We start from the raw sequence: 21171 nt of genomic DNA, 5'->3' as shown, positions 1-21171 counted from the left end.
TTAATACTCATCATCGCGGAAGCCGAGTTCACGCAATTGACCGGCCTTGTTGCGCCAATCCTTTTGGACTTTGACCCACAAGTTCAGGTAAACTTTCGTCCCGAGTAACATCTCAATGTCCGTTCGTGCTTCAGAGCCGATTTCTTTTAGAAGTGCTCCGCGTTTACCGATGATGATTCCTTTTTGGGAATCGCGCTCGATCAAGATCGTCGCATGGACATCCACCATGTTTCCATTCTCACGTGTCTTGATTTGATCAATCGCGACGGCAATCGAGTGTGGTACTTCATCGCGTGTCTTTTGCAAGACTTTTTCACGAATCATCTCTGAGATGATGAAGCGTTCTGGGTGGTCAGTGACTTGATCCGCTGGATAATACATCGGTCCTTCTGGTAGAATTTTTGCGATTTCTTCAAGTAACGGTCCGACATTATTCCCTTGTAGCGCCGAAATCGGAACGACTGCCGCGAACTCGAGTTCATTTTTGTACGACTCGATGATCGGTGGAATATCATTCGGATGAATCAAATCGACTTTATTCATGACGAGAATGATTGGTGTATCGAGTTCCTTCAATTTTTCAATAATGAAGTCGTCACCTTTTCCTTTTGGTTCCGTCACGTTGACCATGAACAAGATCGCATCGACTTCACGCAATGCGTTCGTCGCGACCTTCATCATGAAATCGCCGAGTTTATGTTTTGGTTTATGGATCCCAGGTGTATCGATGAAAATCGTCTGAACATCTTCTGTCGTATAGACACCTTGAATCTTATTACGCGTCGTTTGTGGTTTATCAGACATGATGGCAATTTTTTGTCCGATGACACGGTTGAGGAATGTCGATTTTCCGACGTTCGGGCGTCCGATGATCGAGACAAAGCCCGATTTGAATCCTTCTTTAAACATGTAAATCTCCTTTCGTGAATGCTCCCGGTAAGAGGGCGCCCACTGTTGTTTCTGTGACATCCCCTTTAAGGTTTGTCAAATAGATTGGCATATCCGCATCACACATCTCTGATAACACTTGGCGGCATTGTCCGCACGGTGCGACCGGTCCTTCTGTGTCCGCAACGACAGCCATCGCTGCATACTCGCGCGCATCTTGTGCCCACGCAGAGAAGATAGCTGTCCGTTCTGCACAGTTACAAAGACCATACGCTGCGTTTTCAATATTGCAGCCATGGAAGACTTGTCCGTCTTTCGTCAAGAGAGCAGCACCGACTTGGAATTTTGAATATGGAACATACGCTTTTTCGCGTGCACGTTTAGCTTGTTCGAGTAATTGTTCTGTTTTCATGTGAGTATCCCCTTTTTAGGAACGGTATTGGCCAAAAAGGCCGGATTCTTATTGTACCAAATATGGGATGAAGATGCATAGCGCAATCGCAACAGATGTAAGCGCCAACACTAAAACAGCACCACTCGCGATATCTTTGACTGCTTTTGCCAGTGGATGCCACTCCTGCGTCACGAGATCCACGACGCGCTCAAACGCTGTATTGAACATCTCGGCACTTATGACGATCCCGACCGTCAGAAAAAGAATCGCTCGCTCGACAGATGTCAACGGTAATAAAAAGGCGACAAGTAATACGATGCCGCCAATGATGACATGAACTTTCATATGCCGTTCTTCTCGAATCGATTGGCGCAACCCATGCATCGCATGTCGAAATGGTTGCCACCAGCTTTTCACAACGTGCCCCGGAATAACTCGAAGTGATGCAGGATTTCCTCCTGTCGCTTCGTCATGATTTCCTCATCTGCCTTTTCAATGTGATCATATCCGAGTAAGTGGAGGAAACCATGGACGGCGAGAAAACCGAGTTCACGCTCGAAATGATTGCCATATTCAGCCGCCTGTTCGCGACATCGTTCCACGGAAATGATCAAATCACCGAGGACGACTGGTTCATCTTCCAATAATCCAAAATCGATTTCATCTTCTCCGAGTTCTTCCATCGCGAAGGAAATGACGTCTGTCGCCTGATCTTTCCCACGCCATTCACGATTAATCTCTTGAATCTCATCGTTTGAGACGAAAGTCACGGACAACTCACTGTTCGGATCGACTTCTTCTTGTTCCGCCGTGTAAATCAAAATCGATTCGACAAGCTGTCGTTGTTCTTCCGTTAGACGATTATTTTCGTCTGTCATATAAATGTTCATTTCGTTGCCTCTTTCTTTAATTCTGGATACTCGATTCGTTCATGGAACAAACCGGATAAGGTATGACACGCACTTTCACCGACGCGATAAATCTCACGTGTCGTGATGTCACATTCCGCAAATTGGTCGTCCATCATCTTTTCACGAATGATTTTCGCGACTAGGTCCCGAATTCCTTCTTCCGAAGGAGCTTTCATTGAACGAACAGCCGCTTCAATCGAGTCGACGATCATGATGACTGCCGCTTCACGCGTTTGTGGTTTAGGTCCTGTATAACGGAACGTATCCTCATCGACTTCACCTTGTTCTGCTGCCTTGACATAAAAATATCGGAGCAACGATGTTCCATGATGCTGGCGACAAATATCGATGATCGCTGCCGGGAGTTTTGCTTTTTCGAGCAATTCAACACCATCCTCTGTATGTGCCAAGATGACACGTGCCGACTCTTCCGGCGTCAATCGATCATGCGGATTGCGTCCATGCTGGTTTTCAATGAAATAAAGTGGTCGTCGTGTTTTTCCTAAATCGTGATAGTAGGCACCGACTCGCGCAAGCAACCCATCTGCACCGATTGCTTCACAGGCTGTTTCTGCTAGGTTCGCGACCATCATGCTATGATGATACGTTCCTGGCGCTTCGACCAAGAGTTTCTTCAACAAGGGATGCGTCGGGTTCAACAGTTCGAGCAGACGCGTCGGTGCTAAGATACCAAATGTCATTTCGAGGAACGGCAATAACCCAATCGCAAGAATGGCACTCAAGATCCCACTAGCAATCGCAAAACCGACTAAAGTCAATGTTTCACGTAATTCGAATGTGCCACTACGTAATAGAACGAATGCAAAGAAAATCGCGATGTTTGCTCCGGCAATCGAAATACTGCTCATGAAAATACGACGACGTGACAAACTAGACTGTAGGAAAAACGTTGCGACTAAACTACCGACTAACAAATAGATCGCGATATTGAAGCTGAAGTTTTGATTCGTACTATAGAAGAACGTTCCAGCAAGCGCCGTAAAAAGAGAACTCGATAATGCAATCCGTTCGTTCAATAAATTGCGCAGGACAAGCGCAGCAAAAGCGGTCGGTGTGAGTAAGTAAAGTGCAGGATTGATGTCGTCTGCTAAAAAGGCCATGCCATACATGACAAGCAATTGTAAGCTGACGACGAGGTAGACAAGCCCAAACAACCGGATCCGCCCCATCTGTGCATACCGTAGTTTCGAGCGATGAATGAAGCCGAATAGGAAAGCAGTCATCAATGCACTGACAAGCATCGCTCCAAGTAACGGTTTCAACGACTGACGGTCAGAAATCAAGCCGACGAGTTGTAGCTGGCGGTAAGCATCTTGCGAAATCACTTCGCCTCGTTTGACGATCACTTCACCTTCTGAAATGATGACCGGTTCGACTTTATCACTCGTCTGCTTACGAAGCTGTTCCGTCTTTTCCGGATCATAGACGTAATTCGTCACGATCAGTTGATCGGTCAGCGCTTTAGCGACTGCTTTTAATGAGAAGGAGAGCGGCGAACGTTCGATATCAGTCCGCGCATTCTCACGTGCTTCTGCTACTTCACCACCATCGGACGAGATACGTTGACGCATCGCTTCTTCAATCGCTGTAATGACGACGTCACGTGTCGTATTCCGAAGTGCTGTCGTCGACGTCACAAGCAAGCGTAACTCATCATCCTTCAACAGTGTCGCCGCCTCCGTTCCACGCAGACGCTGTTTGATTTTACCGATCTCATTTGCTTTTTTAATACCGGATAAACTAGCAAAAAGTTGTTCTACTTTATCAATTTGCTGTGCTGCATACTCTTGTTTGATCGTATACTGACTCTCGATTGCAGCAACCGAATTTTCCTTGATTTGATTTGTTGCGACCCGGTCCTCCATCGTCAAGGGTGACCGGATATCTTCTTCTGCAATTGAGAATGGTTCTGCGGACAAGGCTTCTGGTCGAACGCTGACATACATCATCGTCGATACGATGAGATAGAATATTACTGTCAAAAGACCGACCCAGACCCCAACCTTGCGCATATCATCTCCCCCTTTTTCCTCTATTTCCGTAACGGCTTAGGTCAAATCCTGACTATAAGCATCAACGATTTTTCGGACAAGTGGGTGACGTACGACATCAGCTGAGCCAAAGTGCTCAAAATGAATCCCTTTGACATTGCCGAGCAAATGTAACGCTTCTTGTAGACCAGACGTTTTTCCACGCGGAAGATCGACTTGCGTTAAATCGCCCGTAACGATCATCTTCGAATGGAATCCGAGACGCGTCAGGAACATCTTCATTTGTTCCCGTGTCGTATTTTGCGCTTCATCGAGAATGACAAAAGCATGTTCAAGCGTCCGTCCTCGCATGTAAGCAAGCGGTGCGATTTCGATGACACCACGTTCAAGCAGACGAGCCGTATGCTCGACACCAAGGACGTCATGTAGCGCATCGTACAGAGGACGTAGATAGGGATCGACCTTTTCTTTAAGATCCCCTGGAAGAAATCCTAGATTTTCTCCTGCTTCTACTGCCGGACGCGTCAGGACGAGTCGTTTGACGTGACCTTCCTTCAGTGCTTTTGCTGCCATCACGACTGCGAGATATGTTTTTCCGGTCCCTGCTGGTCCAATACCGAATGTCAAATCACAGCGATCAATTCCGCGAACGTAACGTGCTTGACCGAGTGTCTTTGCACGAAGTGGTTTTCCTTTATGATTCGTATGAATGACCGTATCGTAAAGTTCCAGTAGTTCATCCACACGATCTTGACGTGCGAGTTGAATGGCGCTCGTCGCGTCACGTTCCGTTAAAACAGCTCCGCGATTCACAAGTTGTTTCAAGACGCCTACGACCTGTCCTGCTAAGATCACAGACTGCTCCTGTTCGGATTGTGCCAACAGCTCATCTCCTCGATGGGTCAGCTGAACGTCAAGTTCTGCTTCCATCGTACGTAAGACTGCATCATTCGGACCGACGAATGCTTGAATCTGTTCTGAATTCGAAAATGCAAATGGGATTCTTTCGTTGAATATCACGTTGTGAATGGCCTCCTAGTCATGGATAACAAGTTGTCATCGCTTCATATCTAATCTCTTCCACTTTAGCACTTCCGCCGAAAAGATGGAAAGAAAAACCCGTTCCCACCTTTTAGGAAATAAAAAGAGTCGATCCTACGCGTCTCGTAGGATCGACTCACTAGACAAATATTAGCGTTTGCGCTTGGAAACAGGCGCACCAAGAACTTCACTCCAAACGATGGCACGTCGCATTTCATCTTGTGAAATCGTCGTTGCTGATGCTGAACGACTAGACGATCCAATGGCACTATCTGCTACGCTATCTTTGATTTCGCCAATCGTCGATGAGGACATCCCTTTTTTCGAATGTTGCTTTTGACGTTGATCCAAACGTTGTTGCAATTCCGTTCGTTCATGAACTGGTCGCGCTTTCGTTTGCGTTACCCCCGGTTGTTTCTTCGCGGGTGCTTTTTTACGAACGACAGGTGGAGGTAGCGTCTCTTGTCGCATCGTATCGACCTGTTCGGTCATTTGCTTCACATATTCACCGAACTCCTTTGAAGGAGTTCGGTTCGTCTGCTTCGGTTTTTTATCTGCTGCTTTTGAGATGACGGAGATGACACCGAATGCGATCATCAATCCGACCCATATGATATCCATACCGTCTCACCCTTTATTGTGAGTCATTTGGTGATGATTGCCCACCGATTGCTTGGCGCATTTTCGTATCTGCTGTCACGTTCAAGTAGTTCGCATAATCCATGACACCAAAGTTACCGTCACGCATCGCTTCAGCGATAGCAAGCGGCACTTCCGCTTCAGCAGCGACAACCTTCGCACGCATCTCTTCAACACGTGATTTCATCTCTTGTTCACTTGCGATCGCCATTGCGCGACGTTCTTCGGCTTTCGCTTGCGCAATGTTCTTATCTGCTTCCGCTTGATCCGTTTGAAGGACCGCACCGATATTCTTACCGATATCAATATCTGCAATATCAATCGAGAGAATCTCGAACGCCGTACCCGAATCGAGTCCTTTTGCAAGAACCGTCCGTGAGATCATCTCTGGATTCTCAAGTACTTCTTTTTGGTCATTACACGAACCAATTGTTGAGATGACACCCTCACCAACACGTGCGATGACCGTTTCTTCCCCAGCACCACCGACGAGACGATCGATGTTCGCACGTACCGTGATCCGGGCTTTCGCTTTCACTTCAATCCCGTTCATCGCCACACCGGCAATGAATGGTGTTTCGATGACTTTCGGGTTAACCGACATCTGAACAGCTTCTAAAACATTACGACCAGCAAGATCAATCGCCGCTGCGCGTTCGAAGCTCAACTCGATATTCGCACGGTGTGCTGCAATCAAGGCATTGACGACGCGGTCAACGTTACCACCAGCAAGGAAGTGACTTTCCAGTTGGTTCGTATTCAAGTTCAATCCCGCTTTAACTGCCTTGATCAACGGATTGACAATCTTAGACGGTGTTACTCGACGAAGACGCATCCCAACTAATGTAAAGATCGATACGCGCACTCCCGCTGCGAGCGAGCTAATCCAAAGTGGAATCGGAACGAGCGTGAAGAAGATGGCGAGGAAAATTAAGATTCCTCCGGATATGAGTAATACAGTCAATAATTCAGGTGTCATGTGTGGGACTCCTCCTTCGTATGTTGGACTCTAACAATGACGCGTCCGTGCGTCACTTCTTTTACGACGATCGTTTCCCCCGCTTGAATGAAGGTCCCTTCCGTAACGGCATCGATTCGATTTCCGTCGATTTCAATTGTTCCTGACGGACGGAGAGGTGTCAGACTGACTCCTTCTTGTCCTAACAGTTGCACTTTGTCTTGATGAGAAAGATAGCCTTTTTCAGACGATGTGGAATCTGTCAAAATCAAACCTCTCCATAATAAGGATTGATTCGATTTAATTCTGCGATATGCCCAGTATCCGGCCGCAAGTGATAGAAATACAGCAAGTCCAACCGCTATGCCTACTTGACCAACTGTAGCACCTGCCATGATCAGACTAGCAAGGACAGCACCGATCCCAAGGACGCCAAAGATTCCGAACCCTGTGACGAATATTTCGACCAGTAACATGAGGACCCCGATCATGAAGACCGTCAAAATCATCCCTAAGCTAAACGTCATGCGTACGTTCACCCCTTTTCATTCGTGTCAGAAGCTGCTTCTTTTGCACTTTGATTCGTTACTATAATTATATACGCTTTCAAAACAAAAAGGTTTCATGACTATTCTGAATTCATTAAGAAACTTTTAATTGTGACAGGAACGACAAAAAAGGTGCCCCGAAGGACACCTTTTTCATGTATTAAGCGAGCCGTTGTTTGACGAGTCGATTAATTAACGCACCGTCTGCCTTGCCTTTAAGCTGCGGCATGACGATACCCATTACTTTCCCCATATCCGAAGGAGCAGAGGCACCCGTCTGCGCAATAGCTGCGTCGACGATTTCCTGTACTTCTTCCTCGGAAAGCTGTTTTGGCATATAAGCTTCGAGCACGACAATCTCTGCTTGAATTTTCGCGACGAGATCGTGACGACCAGCGCTTTCGAATTCTCGGAGGGAGTCGTTGCGCTGCTTCATTTCACGTGAAAGAATCGTTAATTCTTCCTCGTCTGTCAATTCTTGCTTACCGAGTTTGATCGTTTCATTTTGCAGCGATGATTTCACCATGCGAATCGTCGTAAGACGATCTTTTTCACGAAGACGCATGGCATCTTTCATATCCGCTGTCAAACGCTCCTGAAGACTCATGAGGATACACCCTCTCTAACGTTAGAACTTCTTACGCTTACGCGCAGCCTCCGATTTAAGCTTACGTTTTACACTTGGCTTTTCGTAGTGTTTACGTTTACGAACTTCTGCAAGCGTACCATCTTTTGAAACACCACGTTTGAAGCGACGAAGTGCGTCTTCAAGTGATTCATTTTTACGTACACGAGTTTCCACTAGTTTTCCCTCCCTCCGATATTACCGACTAAAGGAAACGTGTCAGACACGTCATACAACATTATAGTAGGAATATACAATTTGGTCAACAGTTGATTCAAGCGACTTTTCTGTACCCTACGCTGTTCCTTTTTGTTCTTTTCTATCCTCTCATGCTTGCATCCGTTTGACAACAAAATCTGATCATTCCTGCATCAAAATCCAGAAACTTTTTCGTAAGCGTTATCATCATTTTTTAAAATGTTTTGTCAAAAAGGGTGATGATGTGTCAAAATATAGGCAATTATCAAACAAAGGAGTGTGACATCACGTATGAAAGAAGCAAAACGCATCATCTGGGGCTTGATTCTCGGCGTAGTTCTCGGAATCATTCTGGCTAGCATACCGGATAAGTCGATCTATGAAGGATTGAATAAATATGCTTTACAACCAATCGGAACAATCTTCCTGAACTTGATTAAGATGCTCGTCGTACCGATTGTCTTCTTCTCAATCGCCCTTGGTGTCATGGGACTCGGTAATCCAAAAGAACTGGGTCGTGTCGGTGGAAAAGCGATCATTTACTTCATGACGACGACAGCTGTCGCGATCGTCATCGCTCTCGGTTTATCATTATTGATTAAACCGGGTACATTCGGTAACTTCGAGACGCAAGGTCTTGAATATGATAACGGAAATCTACCAGATACGAGCATAATCAACACAATCGTCGGTATGTTCCCGACGAACCCGATCACGTCGATGGCAGAAGGCAACATGTTACAAATCATCGTCTTCAGTGTCTTTATCGGTTTCGGGATCACATTTCTCGGTAAAAAGGTCTCGACGTTACGGACTTTCATTGAACAGGGTAACGATTTAATGACATATTTGATCACACTCGTCATGAAGATGGCGCCGCTCGGAGCGTTCGCCTTGATTGCATCGGCAGTCGGTTCACAAGGCTTTGATTCCTTAAAAGCGATGGGACTTTATATGGGTGTCGTCATTTTATCTTTGATCGTTCATTCTGTATTGACATATGGTTCGACTGTCTCACTTCTTGGGAAGATGAATCCGTTCTTCTTCTTTAGAAAATTCGCACCTGTCATGTTGTTTGCTTTCTCGACGTCTTCGTCGAACGCAACACTTCCTGTCGCTATGCAAACGGCTCAAAAAGAGCTGAAGGTTCCACGCTCCGTCTCTAGTTTCGTTCAGCCACTCGGTGCGACGATCAATATGGATGGGACGGCAATCATGCAAGGAGTTGCGACTGTTTTCATCGCGCAAGTCTATGCGGTTGATTTAACACCTGGGCAACTTGCGACGGTCGTTCTGACAGCTGTTCTCGCATCGGTCGGAACAGCTGGTGTTCCGGGTGTCGGTCTCGTCATGCTAACGATGGTTCTTCAGTCGGTCAATTTACCCGTCGAAGGGATCGCTTTGATCATCGGTGTCGATCGTCTTCTGGATATGATGCGTACAGCCGTCAATATCACGGGTGACGCAGCATGTGCCGTCATCGTCTCGAAATCAGAAGAAGATAACCTCAAAGAAGGTAAGGAAACTGATGAACGCTATGCGTAATCGTATGTCTCTTACTCCGACAAAGGACGTTCCGCAAACTGCGGAACGTCCTTTGTCGTTTGTTTGATTATTTTGCTAAGACGAACGAGCTGAGTCCCTCAACACGAACCGTACCTGAAACAGTGCGGATCGTTTTTGTTCCTGCTTGTTTACCATCTACGAGAAGCTTCCATTTCCCTTTCGGTAGCTTCATGTCAACTACCGTTCGATTTGCATTGTGAATGACATATAAATCGTTCTTCTGTTGTGGCGCGTCGTCATCTAGTCGATACGCAATGACTTGTGCCGGTGCTGCTTCAAACGTCAAGTAACGACGGATATCTTTCGCTGTTGCTAAGTGAAGTGCAGGGTTCTTCTTGCGCAATGCAATTAATCCGGTCATATAATCGACGTCTTGTTGACGATCCATCTTCCGTTTCCAATCGAGCTGGTTGACAGAATCCGGTGATTTATATGAGTTATGGTCGCCGCCCTTCGTCCGCATGAAGTCCTGTCCTGCATGGATGAACGTCGTTCCTTGTGACGTCAACAAGATGCTTGAAGCCAAACGATGCATCTTTGTCTTCGTTGCGTCATTGTCTTGCGGATTCGTCAGGTTCAACTTATCCCAGAGCGTATGGTTGTCATGTGCTTCAACGTACGTGATGGCTTGATCTGGTTCTTGCGTAAATCCTTGAATCTCTTTGTCATAAGCAATTTCTCCGACGATTCCGCGTTTGATGCGCGTTTCAAGACCCGTTGTTCCGTTAATGAAACCAGCATCTGAATCGATGAAGACGCTACCTTTAAGCGCATCGCGCAGGTTGTCGTTGAAATGTCCGATTCCTGGCATTTGTTTTGTATTCGTTTGGTTTGCCTTATCCATCTCCGGAAGCGGTGTTCCAAGGCTCCACCCTTCTCCGAATACAAGAATCGACGGATCAATTCGTTTTGTCGCCTGTTTGACAGCATTCATCGTCTTGACGTCGTGAATGCCCATCAAGTCAAAGCGGAATCCGTCCCAGTGGTATTCTTTCGCCCAATATGAGACAGAGTCAACGATCAATTTGTGCATCATTTGACGCTCAGATGCTGTATCGTTTCCAACACCAGTTCCGTTCGCTAAATCGCCGCCTTCTGTATAACGGTAGTAATAACCAGGGACGATTTTATCAAGGTTTGATGCCTTTGCGTCAAACATGTGGTTGTAAACGACGTCCATGACAGCACGAAGTCCATTGTCATGTAGTCCTTGAATCATCTGCTTCATTTCTGTGATTCGGACTTTTGGATCATAGGGGTTTGTCGCATACGATCCTTCTGGTGCATTGTAGTTCTTCGGATCATAACCCCAGTTGTATGATTTAAGCGGATTCGTCTCATCGACGGACGCTGTGTTGAAATCATAAACAGGAATGAACTGGACATGCGTGATACCAAGTTCCTTCAGATGATCTAGTCCTGTCTTCGTTTTTGTTTTCTTACCATTCTTCGTCAAGCGAGTACCTGGTTCGATGACACCAAGATATTTTCCTTTTTGTTTGATACCTGAATCGTAACCCGAGTTCGTCACATCAAACATCGATAGATCACGGACATGTGATTCATAAATGATCGCGTCTGTTGCGTGACGAAGTGGCATTTTCCCATTCGTCCAACGTTTTGGATCCGTCTCGCGTAAGTCGACGACGACACCTTGGTCTCCATTGACAGCGACTGCTGTCGCATATGGATCCACCGCACGCGTCGATTCTTTTGCGTGCTTGACTTCATACGTGTAACCGACACCGTCAAGGTCACCCTTGACCGTCACTTGATAGACACCACGTTCCGTTCGTTCCATCTTGATTTCACGCGTGATATCCTCTGTCGTAGCAGCTTGTTGTTTCGGTAAGCGATATAGTTCAAGTTCAACGGCTTGCGCTGTCGGCGCCCAGACCTTGAATGTCGTCTTCGATTTCTGATAGTCGACGCCGAGCTTACCACCATAGGCATACTTTTGATCGAATGCTTTCGAACGCAGTACCTTCCCTGCTTCAAGAACTGCTTCTCCAAAAACAGGATGCGTCACGCGGACGACTTTTGCTAAATCGATATCAGAAGCGACTTCGACTTTCGCCGTCTTGGCATCGATCGATGATACGACTGGATTCGTCACACCTTCGAACGTAAATGCCTTTAAGTCTTCTGCCGTCATCGGTGTATTCGTTTTAAGCGTCATCGTCCGGAAGTCATCAGCCAAAAAGCTCGTGATTTTTGGCGTGCGATCAATTTCCGGTTTACTGTAGTACACTGTCTGGTCCCCTTCGATCAACCAGATGTCCTTCGCACCTGCATAAAAGAAACGATCGGCTCCGTCTTTTTCCGACCAGCCCTCAAGATGAGGAATGACGCCTGCAAGACGTGCTTTCGTTGGGTTATCAAGCGTTACTTTGGCAATGGCACCAAACTCATCTTGCTGATCGAACTCGAAACGCTTGCCATCTTGCGCTTCCGGCCAAGACCAGACGCCGTATTTATCATAATCATTGTCATACCGATAATAGTGGATGTTCGTGTCGATTTTTTCGACGTCTGCTCCATTAGTCGGATTGACCGTCGAGATGTCCTTGCTTCCCGATTCGATCCAGATTTCAGCAACTCCGTTTTTAATCATGTCTTTCGTGATGAAGCGGTCGTTCTCAGATCCTCCATCCTTGTTCCAGTTATCATCTCGGACGATAAAGCCGACTTTTTCCGGCTGATCGACTGGAAATTCATAAGTTGCCACTTTGCCGTAAGTATCCTCACCGTTAAAAGCGTGGGCTTTATTCGGAAAATAATCCGGACCGTTCGCCCATAACCACAAGTTCCAATCCTTCGTGGCGTTCGGGTCTTCCTTGTAATGAATGATGACCAATGTAGACTTTCCTTTTTCCAATGCTTGACCGGATAAAGACAGTCCACTAAATATTAGTGCAAACGTTAGCGCAACGATACAAACGGATCTTATGCGGTTCATGCGATAGCCATCTCCTTTTGGTATGTAATCGTTTTCATTTTGCATCCGTTTACAAGTCCTGTCAAAGCCTATTTCATCGATTTGATCGAAAATAAGACTTTTGAACCAAGCACTTTTTTCAAAAAGAATGATGCGTTACTTAAGAGAAAGATAGGAAAAAGCGCCTCCACAATCATTTGCTAGAGACGCTCAACCTTGTTTATTTGATGGTAATACTAATTATGACTTATGATCGTGCGAGAAGTTTAGCGATCGTCTGCTTCGTCTGTTCCATTGATTCGTCCGATGCAAAGAAATACCAGACACCATCACTTGCGATATATCCTTCTCCCTCGATTTTCAGCGGCTTCAATTGTTCGAACCCCCGCTGATTTTCCTGCGCTAGTTGCGCTGCGACATCGAGTCCAATATTCGTCGTAAAGTTGTTTTTCATGACGTCCGTAATCTTTTCGAGTTGCGTCAATAACCGCGGTCCAGCAAGCTTCATTCCGACGGCTTCTAGCACTTGACGCTGACGAATTTGTCGTCCCATATCGCCGAGTGGATCTTGCTTTCGCATACGTGCGTAACCACTCGCTTCAAGACCCGTCAGATGAATTTTCCCTTTCTCATACTCCTTTTGAAGACGACGGTCGTTCCAACTGAAGGCAGATGGATTGTCGACCGTGACACCCCCAACAGCATCGACCAACTCAATCAATCCATCCATGTTGATTTTCGCATAATAAGGAATATCGGTCTCAAACGTCTGCTCCACCGTCTCGACTGTCTCTTTCACCCCCCCATAGGCATAGGTATGATTGATTTTAGTCTTTTCGCCAGACGGCACGGTTACCTGCATATCTCTTGGAATGGACAGGGAAGTCGCTTGTCTTGTTTTTGGATTGAATGAAAGAAGCATGATGGCATCGGCACGTCCCTTATCGTTTTTCCGTTCATCCACGCCCAGTAACAAGACATTGACCGGCTTCATCGATTCGAGTGGCTTCGGCCGCTCTCCATCTAACGGTGTTAAAAACGCGTCTGCCGTTTGCTTCACTTTTAAAAAAGCTAAACCAGCTGATGTACTAGCAATCAGAACGAACCCTAGTAGGAGCGCACTCAATACGCGCCAAACAAGGCGTGGTTTTCTTTTCGCCATTCGGGATCTCATGTCATGAACTCCTTCATAGTGTGTTTTCATACGTCTTCATCAATCCAGCAATGTTCGAGTTATGCAGGAACAGCACGGAGTCGACTTGTTTTTGTTTAGCGAACTGCGACACATCGAATGATTTTGGGACGTAACGAACGTCGACGACTTCGAGATTGGCACTTTTAGCAAGGAACGGTAAGACTGGATTCGCGAATGAATCCTTTAAGACGAGAATCGTTGGTCGATCATTCTTCGTCTGCTCCTTCATCGACATGATGCCATGATTCCCGCGCAAGAATACTTCATACCGATCGACGTAATCTCCCTCTTGCTGAACGAAGGATTCATCAATGACTGGGCGATCGCATGCACCGTCGTAACAGACATTGATTCCTTTGAAAAATGCTGGTTCATAATAGGCTAACTGATCACCAGACGTCGCATACGCAAGCGTCGTCTTTCGCGCTAATGAACCATAATAGGCATGCTCACCTTCTTTACGATTTGATTTTGATGGCATGACTGGTCGTAAGTCCATCCCCTTCGTAATCGTCTGATATGCCGATGCTGCCCCGTCGATATTCCAGTGATGGTCCGTCTTGAAGTAGTCCGTTAGTTTTAATTGATCAAGTGACAAATTCGTCATCCCGGCAGCCTTGAAGTCCCGAATCATTCCTGCGTATCGTGTCCGCGCGTTCGAAGCAACATACGATGGGATCAACTGATCGCGCTCAGCAATGACCGTCTTCGATGGAGCTAGTGCCATATAGACAGGACGATCAAGTTCTTGAACGAATTGTCGAAACACGTTTGGAATCTGGACTTGAGTCGAGGCACTCGGTTCGATCATATAGCCATTTTTAGCTGTATAGATTCCATTACGAAAAGGCTGTCTGAAGACATCCTTCGATAGTAGCGCCTGCATCTCAACGAACGTCCCTCGCAAAAGCAGTTGGTCCGTGAAATACGTCTCCATCTTCAGCATGTCTTTTCCAGTCGCGATTCCTTCAATCGTCGGATCGACCGATTGAGCGAGTGTGCGATTTTCTAGCTGTGAACGTACACGGTCCTCTCGGACGAGCGTTCCGATCCCAATCGTTAACAAAATGAGTAGAAAACTAATCGTCGTCACCCACATCATGATCCGTTCAAAAGAGGTCGTCCGTTGTTGTTCCTGCTTATTTTTTGTTTCAAGTGGCTGTGCCATCAGTAGACCTCCTTTTTAAAAGCGGAAATAGATGAAAGGGTTAAACGTACTTGCAACAAGTGCTGATGTCGCAAGGAACAGCATCAACATCGCATACCCATACTGCATCGTCGTACCAATTCTTCCGAGTGACACGACTAATCGCTCTCCGATGATTTTCGGAATCGGTGTCGCTGCGATACACGCGACAAACAGTAGAACACCATTTTGGACAAGCTGGTAGCTCGCGCGTTCATCCCAGATCACATCTGGTACGAACATTGCTTGAATGTACGTAACGGCTTCCGGGAACGTCTCGGAACGGAAGAATACCCAACCGACCAAAACGAGTACGAGTGTCCAAACGGTCGAGAAGACTGGCATTTTCTCCAACCATTTCCCGAGAAATGCTTTCTCAAGCATGATCCAGATTCCGTAATAGGCTCCCCACGCGACGAACGTCCAACTAGCACCATGCCAAAGACCCGTCAGCATCCAGACAATTGCTAAGTTACGATACTGTAACCACGGTGAGACACGATTTCCACCAAGCGGGATGTAGACATAATCCCGGAACCACGATCCAAGTGAAATATGCCAACGACGCCAAAATTCAGAAACGGACTTTGAAATGTAGGGATAGTTGAAATTCTCAAGAAAGTGAAATCCGAACATCAAAGCAAGTCCAATCGCCATGTCGCTGTATCCTGAAAAATCAAAATAGATTTGTAAGGCGTAGGCAATGATGCCGATCCAAGCAAGCCCCATCGAGAGATCTTTCATATTGAAGATGGCATCCGCGACTTGACCACATCCATTGGCAAGAATCAGTTTTTTAGCTAAACCAATCGTAAAACGCCGAACTCCTCGGGCAAAATCGGAAACTGTCTCTTCTCGTGACTCGATTTGGCTCGCAATCGTGTTGTAGCGAACGATCGGACCCGCGACGAGTTGAGGGAAGAACGCGATATAAAGGGCGAGGTCAAGCGGATTCTTTTGCACCGCTTCCTTCCCTTTGTAGATGTCGATGACATAACTCATCGCATGAAACGTATAGAACGAGATACCGAGTGGCAAGACGACTTCTGGTACGAACCCTCCTAATCCGAATGTCTCGTTGACTGAACGAACAAAAAATCCGCTGTACTTGAACCAGCCGAGTAACCCCAGATTGACTGCAATCATACTGAACATGATCCACTTGACGCCGATTCGGTGTCGATACAGATCGACAAACAAGGCGAAGAAGTAGTTGATCGTGACGCTCAGTAGCATCAGCAATGCAAAACGCGGTTCTCCGAATGCATAAAAGAATAGACTCGTCACTAATAACCAGCCATTTCGGAAGCTGCGTGGGAGTAGGTAATAGACGATCAATACAGTCGGTAAGAACAGAAATAAGAATATCGTCGAACTAAATAACATACGTCGCTTCCTCCCCTGCCGTGACATGTTGCACAATCTGAATGTCCCGGAGATGGACTCGGAAGCTCCCCTCTTGCAAGAACTTCCATGCCACCTTGAAATACTTCGCTCCTGGTACTCGTTTCATCTGTACATGAACGACTGTCTCATTCGTCAATGTGACGGTCTCCGTTTCCGATCCCATTCGTTTTTTCTGTCCATATTGCATCTTGAATAACTGAACGACACATGGTGCATCGACTTCGAAATGACAGGTCACCTCGATGATGTCTCCTGTAATCGTGGCGTCTGACCGGTATAACTTTGAAGGCGGATGTTGAAATCCTTGATCAAACAACTGAATGTACAATTTGTCATCTGCCGTCGCTTCTTGAAAATCAAAATAGATACCATCTGTAGCATCCTCAAGCAAGATTTTTTCCTGCGTTCCGAATGGAAAGAACTGATAAATCGCTGGAGGAATACGTTGACTCATACAGGTACCTCACTCATGATGGCATCGACGATTCGCTCTGCTGCCTGTCCATCGCCATAAGGATTCGCGGCTTGCGCCATCGATTGATAGAACACCTGATCCGTCAACAATTGATGACTCATCGTATAAATCATCTCTGGGTTCGTCCCGACGAGCTTCAACGTTCCAGCTTCGACCCCCTCTGGACGTTCTGTCGTCTCCCGTAAGACAAGAACAGGCACGCCGAGCGAAGGTGCTTCCTCTTGAATCCCACCTGAGTCAGTCAGAATGAAGGATGCCCGAGCCGCAAGATTATGGAAGTCAAATACATCAAGTGGTTCGATCAATTGAATCCGCGGATGATGCTCCAAGCGAGCTGCCGCCTCTAGTACGACCGGATTCGGATGAACCGGATAGACGATTTCGATTTCTGGATGTTCATTCGCTAGTCGCTCGATTGCATCAAAAATCGTTGCCAGTTGTAAATGATTCTCACGGCGATGAACCGTCAAAAGAACGAGTTTTCGTCCCGACTTCTCTAGGCGCGATAGGACAGGATGTGTATATGTCGGTGATACAGTCGTCTTCAACGCATCGATGACCGTATTACCGGTTACGATGATTGGCGTCTGCTTGTTCTCAGCACGTAAGTTCATTGCTGCCTGTTCAGTCGGTGCAAAATGATAATCCGCCAACACACCTGTCAATTGACGATTCATCTCTTCTGGGAACGGCGCATACTTTTCATATGTCCTTAATCCTGCTTCCACATGACCGACTGGAATCTGTTGATAGAACGCCGCTAAAGAAGCAGCGAACGTCGTCGTCGTATCCCCATGGACAAGGACGAGATCCGGCTGTTCCTTTTCGAGGACGCGACGCATCGCGTTTAAAATACGCGCCGTCATTTCCTCTAACGTCTGACGCGGACGCATCAAATCCAAGTCATGGTCCGGAGTGATCTCGAACAGTTCAAGGACCTGATCGAGCATCTCTCGGTGCTGTGCTGTAACAACGACGATTGGTTCGACGTCCTGACGATTTTCAAGTGCTTTAACGACCGGCGCCATTTTGATCGCCTCTGGTCGTGTTCCGAATACAAGCATGACACGTTTCATTTACTTCATCCCCTATCTCATTTCATGACGATTGTTCAATCGTCTCGCCCATCATTTGCTGATCCACGGAACCGATCCGTTCCGTTCGTTTCTTAGCTACGTAATGGGAGGCTTGCTTTTTTGATAACTGTTTGTACCAATATAGATATTTATTGTATTCAGCCAACGTTTCGTTCGTCGGACCAAATAGACGTACTTCCCCGTATTCCAACCAAAGGATTTTTGTACAGAAACTCTTTACCTGGCTGAGCGAATGACTGACGAAAAAAATCGTTTTCCCTTGATCGCGGAATTCACGCATCTTATCGAGGCACTTTTCAGTAAACGTTTGGTCTCCGACTGAGAGTGCTTCGTCGATGATCAAGATATCTGGATTAATATGAATCGAGATTGCAAAACCAATCCGAGCGCGCATGCCGCTCGAGTAAGTCTTGACTGGCTGATCGATGAACTCCCCGATGTCAGCGAACTCTAAAATTTCTGGAGTAATCGTCTCGATTTGTCGTTTCGTCAAGCCCATCATCAGCCCTTTTAATTCAATGTTATCTCGCCCCGTCAGTTGACTATTCAATCCACTAGAGATGGCAATCAATGCTGACTTTCCACCCAATGTGACCCGACCGTACGTCGGTGGTGTCACGTTAGCAAGCAGATGCGATAGTGTCGATTTCCCACTTCCGTTGATGCCAACGATACCGACGATTTCTCCCTCTTCCACAGAAAAGGAGACGTTCTTCAGAGCATAGAACGATTTTCCATTCACCTTACCGAACAACACTTCTTTTAGCTTGTCGATCGGTCGGGCATAGAGCATGTACCGTTTCGATACATTCTCAAACACGACATGACCCATCGTTCTCCCTCCTATACGTAATCGATGAAATAGCGTCGGAATCGAATGTGAATCGATGCTCCAACAAGTAAGATTGCAAGCGTCATACACCAGAAGTACAAGCCATACCACATATGATCGAGCAGATAGCCCGTTCCGATGAGTGCTGAACGATACCCCTCAATCAAATAAACGAGTGGGTTTAGCATCAACAACATCTTAAATAACGAGTGATCTGGCGGAATCCACATGATTGGCGTTAAATACATCAGCATGCGGATCGCAGATGTCACCATGTTTTGCACATCTCGAATCATCGTCGCAAGTGCGGATAACAATAAGGAAACCGCATAGAGGAATACGACGCCCGCCGGTACGATATATAGGAGTTCAAACGTATGCCATCCCGGGAAGTAACCGAAGGCACACCCTAAAATGATCGTCAAAGCAATCATCGCGAGATGACGGTAGAATTGTGCCAAAATGACATACGCTGGAATCGTACTTAGTGGAAAATGCATCTTCGAGACGAGAGCGACCCGACCATAAATCGACCGGGAACCACTTGGAATCGTACTACCGATGAAGAACCAAGCAATCAATCCGCTGACGAGCCAAAAGACGAACGGAATTCCATCGACTGGATGACCACCACGAATCCCGAAGCCGAATACGACCCAGTAGACACCGATTTGGAGAAGTGGCGTCATGATCTCCCAAAACCAACCAAGGTATTGCATGCTATATTGACTCTTTGTTTCATAAAGCGAGAGCCGAAAGATCAGATATAGATGATCCTTCAACTCTCCCCCAATCGTTCGTATCGCGTTCATATCGCTTTCGCATCCACTTCCGTCACGCGGTGCGTATGCAAATTACCGAAGTTCAGGACTTTGACAGCGTCGAGCGCTTTGACGATCCCTTTCGTATCAAAGAGTAACGGTGTCCGCATGTAGTTTGCGAGACGACGTGAATCGAATTGTTTGAATTCATCGTGGTCGACTAAGACAAGCGCTAGGTCGGCGCCTTGAATCGCCTCCAACTCATCGACGAGTTCGAAACGTGTCGAAATCGAGCGTTCGACGTGCGGATCACAGACAGCGACGTCAAGTCCACGGTCGAGTAATTGTTCAATGACTTCGACAGCTGGACTCTCGCGCATGTCGTCGACGTTTCCTTTATACGTGACACCAAAGACGGCGATTTTTGGACGGACACGCGAACCGACGAGACGAGCTGCTTGTTCGGCAACGAATTGTGGCATCTGAACGTTCGTTTGTCGTGCCGTATGAATGATGCGAGCAAGCGATGGGGCTTTTGCGACGATGAAGTACGGATCCACTGCGAGACAGTGACCACCCACTCCCGGTCCCGGATGATGCAAGTTTACCCGTGGATGCATGTTCGCCATCTCGATCACATCTAAGACGTTGATCTCTAGTTGATGACATACTTGCGTTAATTCATTTGCGAGCGCAATGTTGACATCGCGGAATGTATTCTCCATCAACTTCGACATTTCGGCTGTTTTTGCATCGGTCCGGACGATTTTACCTTGAACGAATGTTTCATAGACGGCAGCCCCTGCCTCCGCACACGCTGGCGTCAATCCACCGACGATTCGGTTATTATGGATAAGTTCATGTAAAATTTGTCCTGGCAACACACGCTCTGGGCAATGGACGACATAAATGTCCTCACCAATCGTAAATCCAGCTGCTTCGATTAAGGGACGGACATGATCATCCATCGTACGTGGCGCAATCGTCGATTCGACGATGACGACATTTCCTTTTTCAAGGAATGGCAGCATGTTGTTGACCGCTGAAATGACATATTTCAAATCACATGATTTATACGTATCGTTCAAGTTCGGCGTTGGAACGGCGATTAAGAAAACATCGGCCCGTTCTGGCGTAAGTGTCGCTCGGAATTTTCCGTTCGCGACGACCCGTTTGATGACATCCTCGAGTCCTGGTTCCTCAATATGAATCGTTCCCGTATTCAGAAGATTGACGATCTGTGGATCGATGTCGACACCTACGACTTCCGTGCCATGATCCGCGAACATCGCAGAAGAAGGTAATCCAATATATCCTAGTCCGATTGTGCAAAGTTTCATTTTGTCATTCCTCCATCGAGTTAGTCATACTAGCCAACGAACGATCTGTGGCTTGGCTGTAACTAGACCATAACGACATTTCCTTTGCTTTCCAATGCTTCTAACCATCTCTTAAACCATTCTTCACAGACCTTACATTTCCAGTGTTTTCTATCGTTTT

Annotated in this window: 20 protein-coding genes and 1 pseudogene; 1 reads left to right on the top strand and 20 read right to left on the bottom strand. The window is 46.7% G+C overall.

What is annotated here, in order from left to right:
* The 11 genes from era to rpsU form a co-directional block, all read right to left on the bottom strand.
* Nucleotides 1–909 (bottom strand): GTPase Era, encoded by a 909-nt coding sequence (era, locus tag B4F99_RS00615; protein WP_023467500.1) that lies wholly within the window; start codon nucleotides 907–909, stop codon nucleotides 1–3.
* Nucleotides 902–1300 (bottom strand): cytidine deaminase, encoded by a 399-nt coding sequence (locus B4F99_RS00610; protein WP_023467498.1) that lies wholly within the window; start codon nucleotides 1298–1300, stop codon nucleotides 902–904. Before B4F99_RS00610 ends, era begins: the two co-directional genes overlap by 8 nt.
* A gap of 48 nt (nucleotides 1301–1348) precedes the next feature.
* On the bottom strand, nucleotides 1349–1699 hold the full coding sequence (locus B4F99_RS00605) for a diacylglycerol kinase family protein (RefSeq protein WP_035409213.1): 351 nt from the start codon (nucleotides 1697–1699) through the stop codon (nucleotides 1349–1351).
* The gene (ybeY, locus tag B4F99_RS00600; RefSeq protein WP_056060122.1) at nucleotides 1696–2172 is read right to left on the bottom strand and encodes an rRNA maturation RNase YbeY; all 477 of its coding nucleotides are present in this window, start codon (nucleotides 2170–2172) and stop codon (nucleotides 1696–1698) included. The genes B4F99_RS00605 and ybeY overlap by 4 nt, the downstream gene beginning before the upstream one ends.
* On the bottom strand, nucleotides 2169–4226 hold the full coding sequence (locus B4F99_RS00595) for an HD family phosphohydrolase (RefSeq protein ID WP_214854841.1): 2058 nt from the start codon (nucleotides 4224–4226) through the stop codon (nucleotides 2169–2171). Before B4F99_RS00595 ends, ybeY begins: the two co-directional genes overlap by 4 nt.
* Before the next feature lie 36 nt (nucleotides 4227–4262).
* Complete coding sequence (locus tag B4F99_RS00590; protein ID WP_023467492.1) at nucleotides 4263–5225, bottom strand: PhoH family protein; 963 nt, start codon at nucleotides 5223–5225, stop codon at nucleotides 4263–4265.
* Between the two features lie 171 nt (nucleotides 5226–5396).
* Nucleotides 5397–5867 (bottom strand): MSCRAMM family adhesin SdrC, encoded by a 471-nt coding sequence (locus B4F99_RS00585; RefSeq protein ID WP_214854840.1) that lies wholly within the window; start codon nucleotides 5865–5867, stop codon nucleotides 5397–5399.
* A 13-nt stretch (nucleotides 5868–5880) separates the two neighbouring features.
* Nucleotides 5881–6864, bottom strand: coding sequence for a flotillin-like protein FloA (floA, locus tag B4F99_RS00580; RefSeq protein ID WP_023467489.1), 984 nt, complete (start codon nucleotides 6862–6864; stop codon nucleotides 5881–5883).
* Nucleotides 6861–7370 (bottom strand): NfeD family protein, encoded by a 510-nt coding sequence (locus tag B4F99_RS00575; RefSeq protein WP_214854839.1) that lies wholly within the window; start codon nucleotides 7368–7370, stop codon nucleotides 6861–6863. Before B4F99_RS00575 ends, floA begins: the two co-directional genes overlap by 4 nt.
* A gap of 181 nt (nucleotides 7371–7551) precedes the next feature.
* Nucleotides 7552–7998: a GatB/YqeY domain-containing protein gene (locus tag B4F99_RS00570; RefSeq protein WP_214854838.1), complete on the bottom strand. Its 447-nt coding sequence runs from the start codon at nucleotides 7996–7998 to the stop codon at nucleotides 7552–7554.
* 21 nt (nucleotides 7999–8019) lie between these two features.
* Nucleotides 8020–8193: a 30S ribosomal protein S21 gene (rpsU, locus tag B4F99_RS00565; protein WP_012369719.1), complete on the bottom strand. Its 174-nt coding sequence runs from the start codon at nucleotides 8191–8193 to the stop codon at nucleotides 8020–8022.
* A 312-nt stretch (nucleotides 8194–8505) separates the two neighbouring features.
* On the opposite strand from rpsU, the gene B4F99_RS00560 reads away from it, so the two are divergent.
* Nucleotides 8506–9759, top strand: coding sequence for a dicarboxylate/amino acid:cation symporter (locus B4F99_RS00560; protein WP_214854837.1), 1254 nt, complete (start codon nucleotides 8506–8508; stop codon nucleotides 9757–9759).
* Between the two features lie 67 nt (nucleotides 9760–9826).
* On the opposite strand, the gene pulA is transcribed toward B4F99_RS00560, so the two are convergent.
* The 9 genes and pseudogenes from pulA to B4F99_RS00515 form a co-directional block, all read right to left on the bottom strand.
* Entirely contained in the window at nucleotides 9827–12739 is a 2913-nt protein-coding gene (pulA, locus tag B4F99_RS00555; protein ID WP_290754739.1) for a type I pullulanase, read from the bottom strand.
* A gap of 226 nt (nucleotides 12740–12965) precedes the next feature.
* Nucleotides 12966–13892 (bottom strand): LCP family protein, encoded by a 927-nt coding sequence (locus B4F99_RS00550; RefSeq protein ID WP_290754737.1) that lies wholly within the window; start codon nucleotides 13890–13892, stop codon nucleotides 12966–12968.
* Nucleotides 13893–13905: 13 nt separating this feature from the next.
* The gene (locus B4F99_RS00545; RefSeq protein WP_290754735.1) at nucleotides 13906–15081 is read right to left on the bottom strand and encodes a DHHW family protein; all 1176 of its coding nucleotides are present in this window, start codon (nucleotides 15079–15081) and stop codon (nucleotides 13906–13908) included.
* Between the two features lie 15 nt (nucleotides 15082–15096).
* Nucleotides 15097–16485, bottom strand: coding sequence for an MBOAT family O-acyltransferase (locus B4F99_RS00540; RefSeq protein WP_290754734.1), 1389 nt, complete (start codon nucleotides 16483–16485; stop codon nucleotides 15097–15099).
* Nucleotides 16475–16960, bottom strand: coding sequence for a hypothetical protein (locus B4F99_RS00535; protein WP_050678364.1), 486 nt, complete (start codon nucleotides 16958–16960; stop codon nucleotides 16475–16477). Before B4F99_RS00535 ends, B4F99_RS00540 begins: the two co-directional genes overlap by 11 nt.
* Nucleotides 16957–18057, bottom strand: a complete 1101-nt coding sequence (gene wecB / locus B4F99_RS00530) for a non-hydrolyzing UDP-N-acetylglucosamine 2-epimerase (protein ID WP_050678363.1) — start codon at nucleotides 18055–18057, stop codon at nucleotides 16957–16959. Before wecB ends, B4F99_RS00535 begins: the two co-directional genes overlap by 4 nt.
* 112 nt (nucleotides 18058–18169) lie before the next feature.
* A pseudogene (tagH, locus tag B4F99_RS00525) lies at nucleotides 18170–18910 on the bottom strand (teichoic acids export ABC transporter ATP-binding subunit TagH); the annotation flags it as partial.
* An 11-nt stretch (nucleotides 18911–18921) separates the two neighbouring features.
* Nucleotides 18922–19722, bottom strand: a complete 801-nt coding sequence (locus B4F99_RS00520) for an ABC transporter permease (RefSeq protein WP_214854822.1) — start codon at nucleotides 19720–19722, stop codon at nucleotides 18922–18924.
* Nucleotides 19719–21011, bottom strand: a complete 1293-nt coding sequence (locus B4F99_RS00515) for a nucleotide sugar dehydrogenase (protein WP_290754732.1) — start codon at nucleotides 21009–21011, stop codon at nucleotides 19719–19721. Before B4F99_RS00515 ends, B4F99_RS00520 begins: the two co-directional genes overlap by 4 nt.
* Nucleotides 21012–21171 lie beyond the last annotated feature (160 nt).

This window comes from Exiguobacterium sp. UBA3491 (assembly GCF_002377745.1).
Classification (GTDB): domain Bacteria; phylum Bacillota; class Bacilli; order Exiguobacteriales; family Exiguobacteriaceae; genus Exiguobacterium_A.
This window is presented reverse-complemented; position numbering and strand designations above follow the sequence as displayed.

Coding starts and splice junctions, on each gene's coding strand:
- B4F99_RS00535 (WP_050678364.1), bottom strand. CDS start 16,960: ATGAGTCAACGTATTCCTCCAGCGATTTATCAGTTCTTTCCATTCGGA.
- ybeY (WP_056060122.1), bottom strand. CDS start 2,172: ATGAACATTTATATGACAGACGAAAATAATCGTCTAACGGAAGAACAA.
- B4F99_RS00515 (WP_290754732.1), bottom strand. CDS start 21,011: ATGAAACTTTGCACAATCGGACTAGGATATATTGGATTACCTTCTTCT.
- B4F99_RS00520 (WP_214854822.1), bottom strand. CDS start 19,722: ATGAACGCGATACGAACGATTGGGGGAGAGTTGAAGGATCATCTATAT.
- wecB (WP_050678363.1), bottom strand. CDS start 18,057: ATGAAACGTGTCATGCTTGTATTCGGAACACGACCAGAGGCGATCAAA.
- B4F99_RS00550 (WP_290754737.1), bottom strand. CDS start 13,892: ATGAGATCCCGAATGGCGAAAAGAAAACCACGCCTTGTTTGGCGCGTA.
- B4F99_RS00575 (WP_214854839.1), bottom strand. CDS start 7,370: ATGACGTTTAGCTTAGGGATGATTTTGACGGTCTTCATGATCGGGGTC.
- B4F99_RS00585 (WP_214854840.1), bottom strand. CDS start 5,867: ATGGATATCATATGGGTCGGATTGATGATCGCATTCGGTGTCATCTCC.
- pulA (WP_290754739.1), bottom strand. CDS start 12,739: ATGAACCGCATAAGATCCGTTTGTATCGTTGCGCTAACGTTTGCACTA.
- B4F99_RS00570 (WP_214854838.1), bottom strand. CDS start 7,998: ATGAGTCTTCAGGAGCGTTTGACAGCGGATATGAAAGATGCCATGCGT.
- B4F99_RS00545 (WP_290754735.1), bottom strand. CDS start 15,081: ATGGCACAGCCACTTGAAACAAAAAATAAGCAGGAACAACAACGGACG.
- B4F99_RS00595 (WP_214854841.1), bottom strand. CDS start 4,226: ATGCGCAAGGTTGGGGTCTGGGTCGGTCTTTTGACAGTAATATTCTAT.
- era (WP_023467500.1), bottom strand. CDS start 909: ATGTTTAAAGAAGGATTCAAATCGGGCTTTGTCTCGATCATCGGACGC.
- B4F99_RS00610 (WP_023467498.1), bottom strand. CDS start 1,300: ATGAAAACAGAACAATTACTCGAACAAGCTAAACGTGCACGCGAAAAA.
- B4F99_RS00560 (WP_214854837.1), top strand. CDS start 8,506: ATGAAAGAAGCAAAACGCATCATCTGGGGCTTGATTCTCGGCGTAGTT.
- floA (WP_023467489.1), bottom strand. CDS start 6,864: ATGACACCTGAATTATTGACTGTATTACTCATATCCGGAGGAATCTTA.
- B4F99_RS00540 (WP_290754734.1), bottom strand. CDS start 16,485: ATGTTATTTAGTTCGACGATATTCTTATTTCTGTTCTTACCGACTGTA.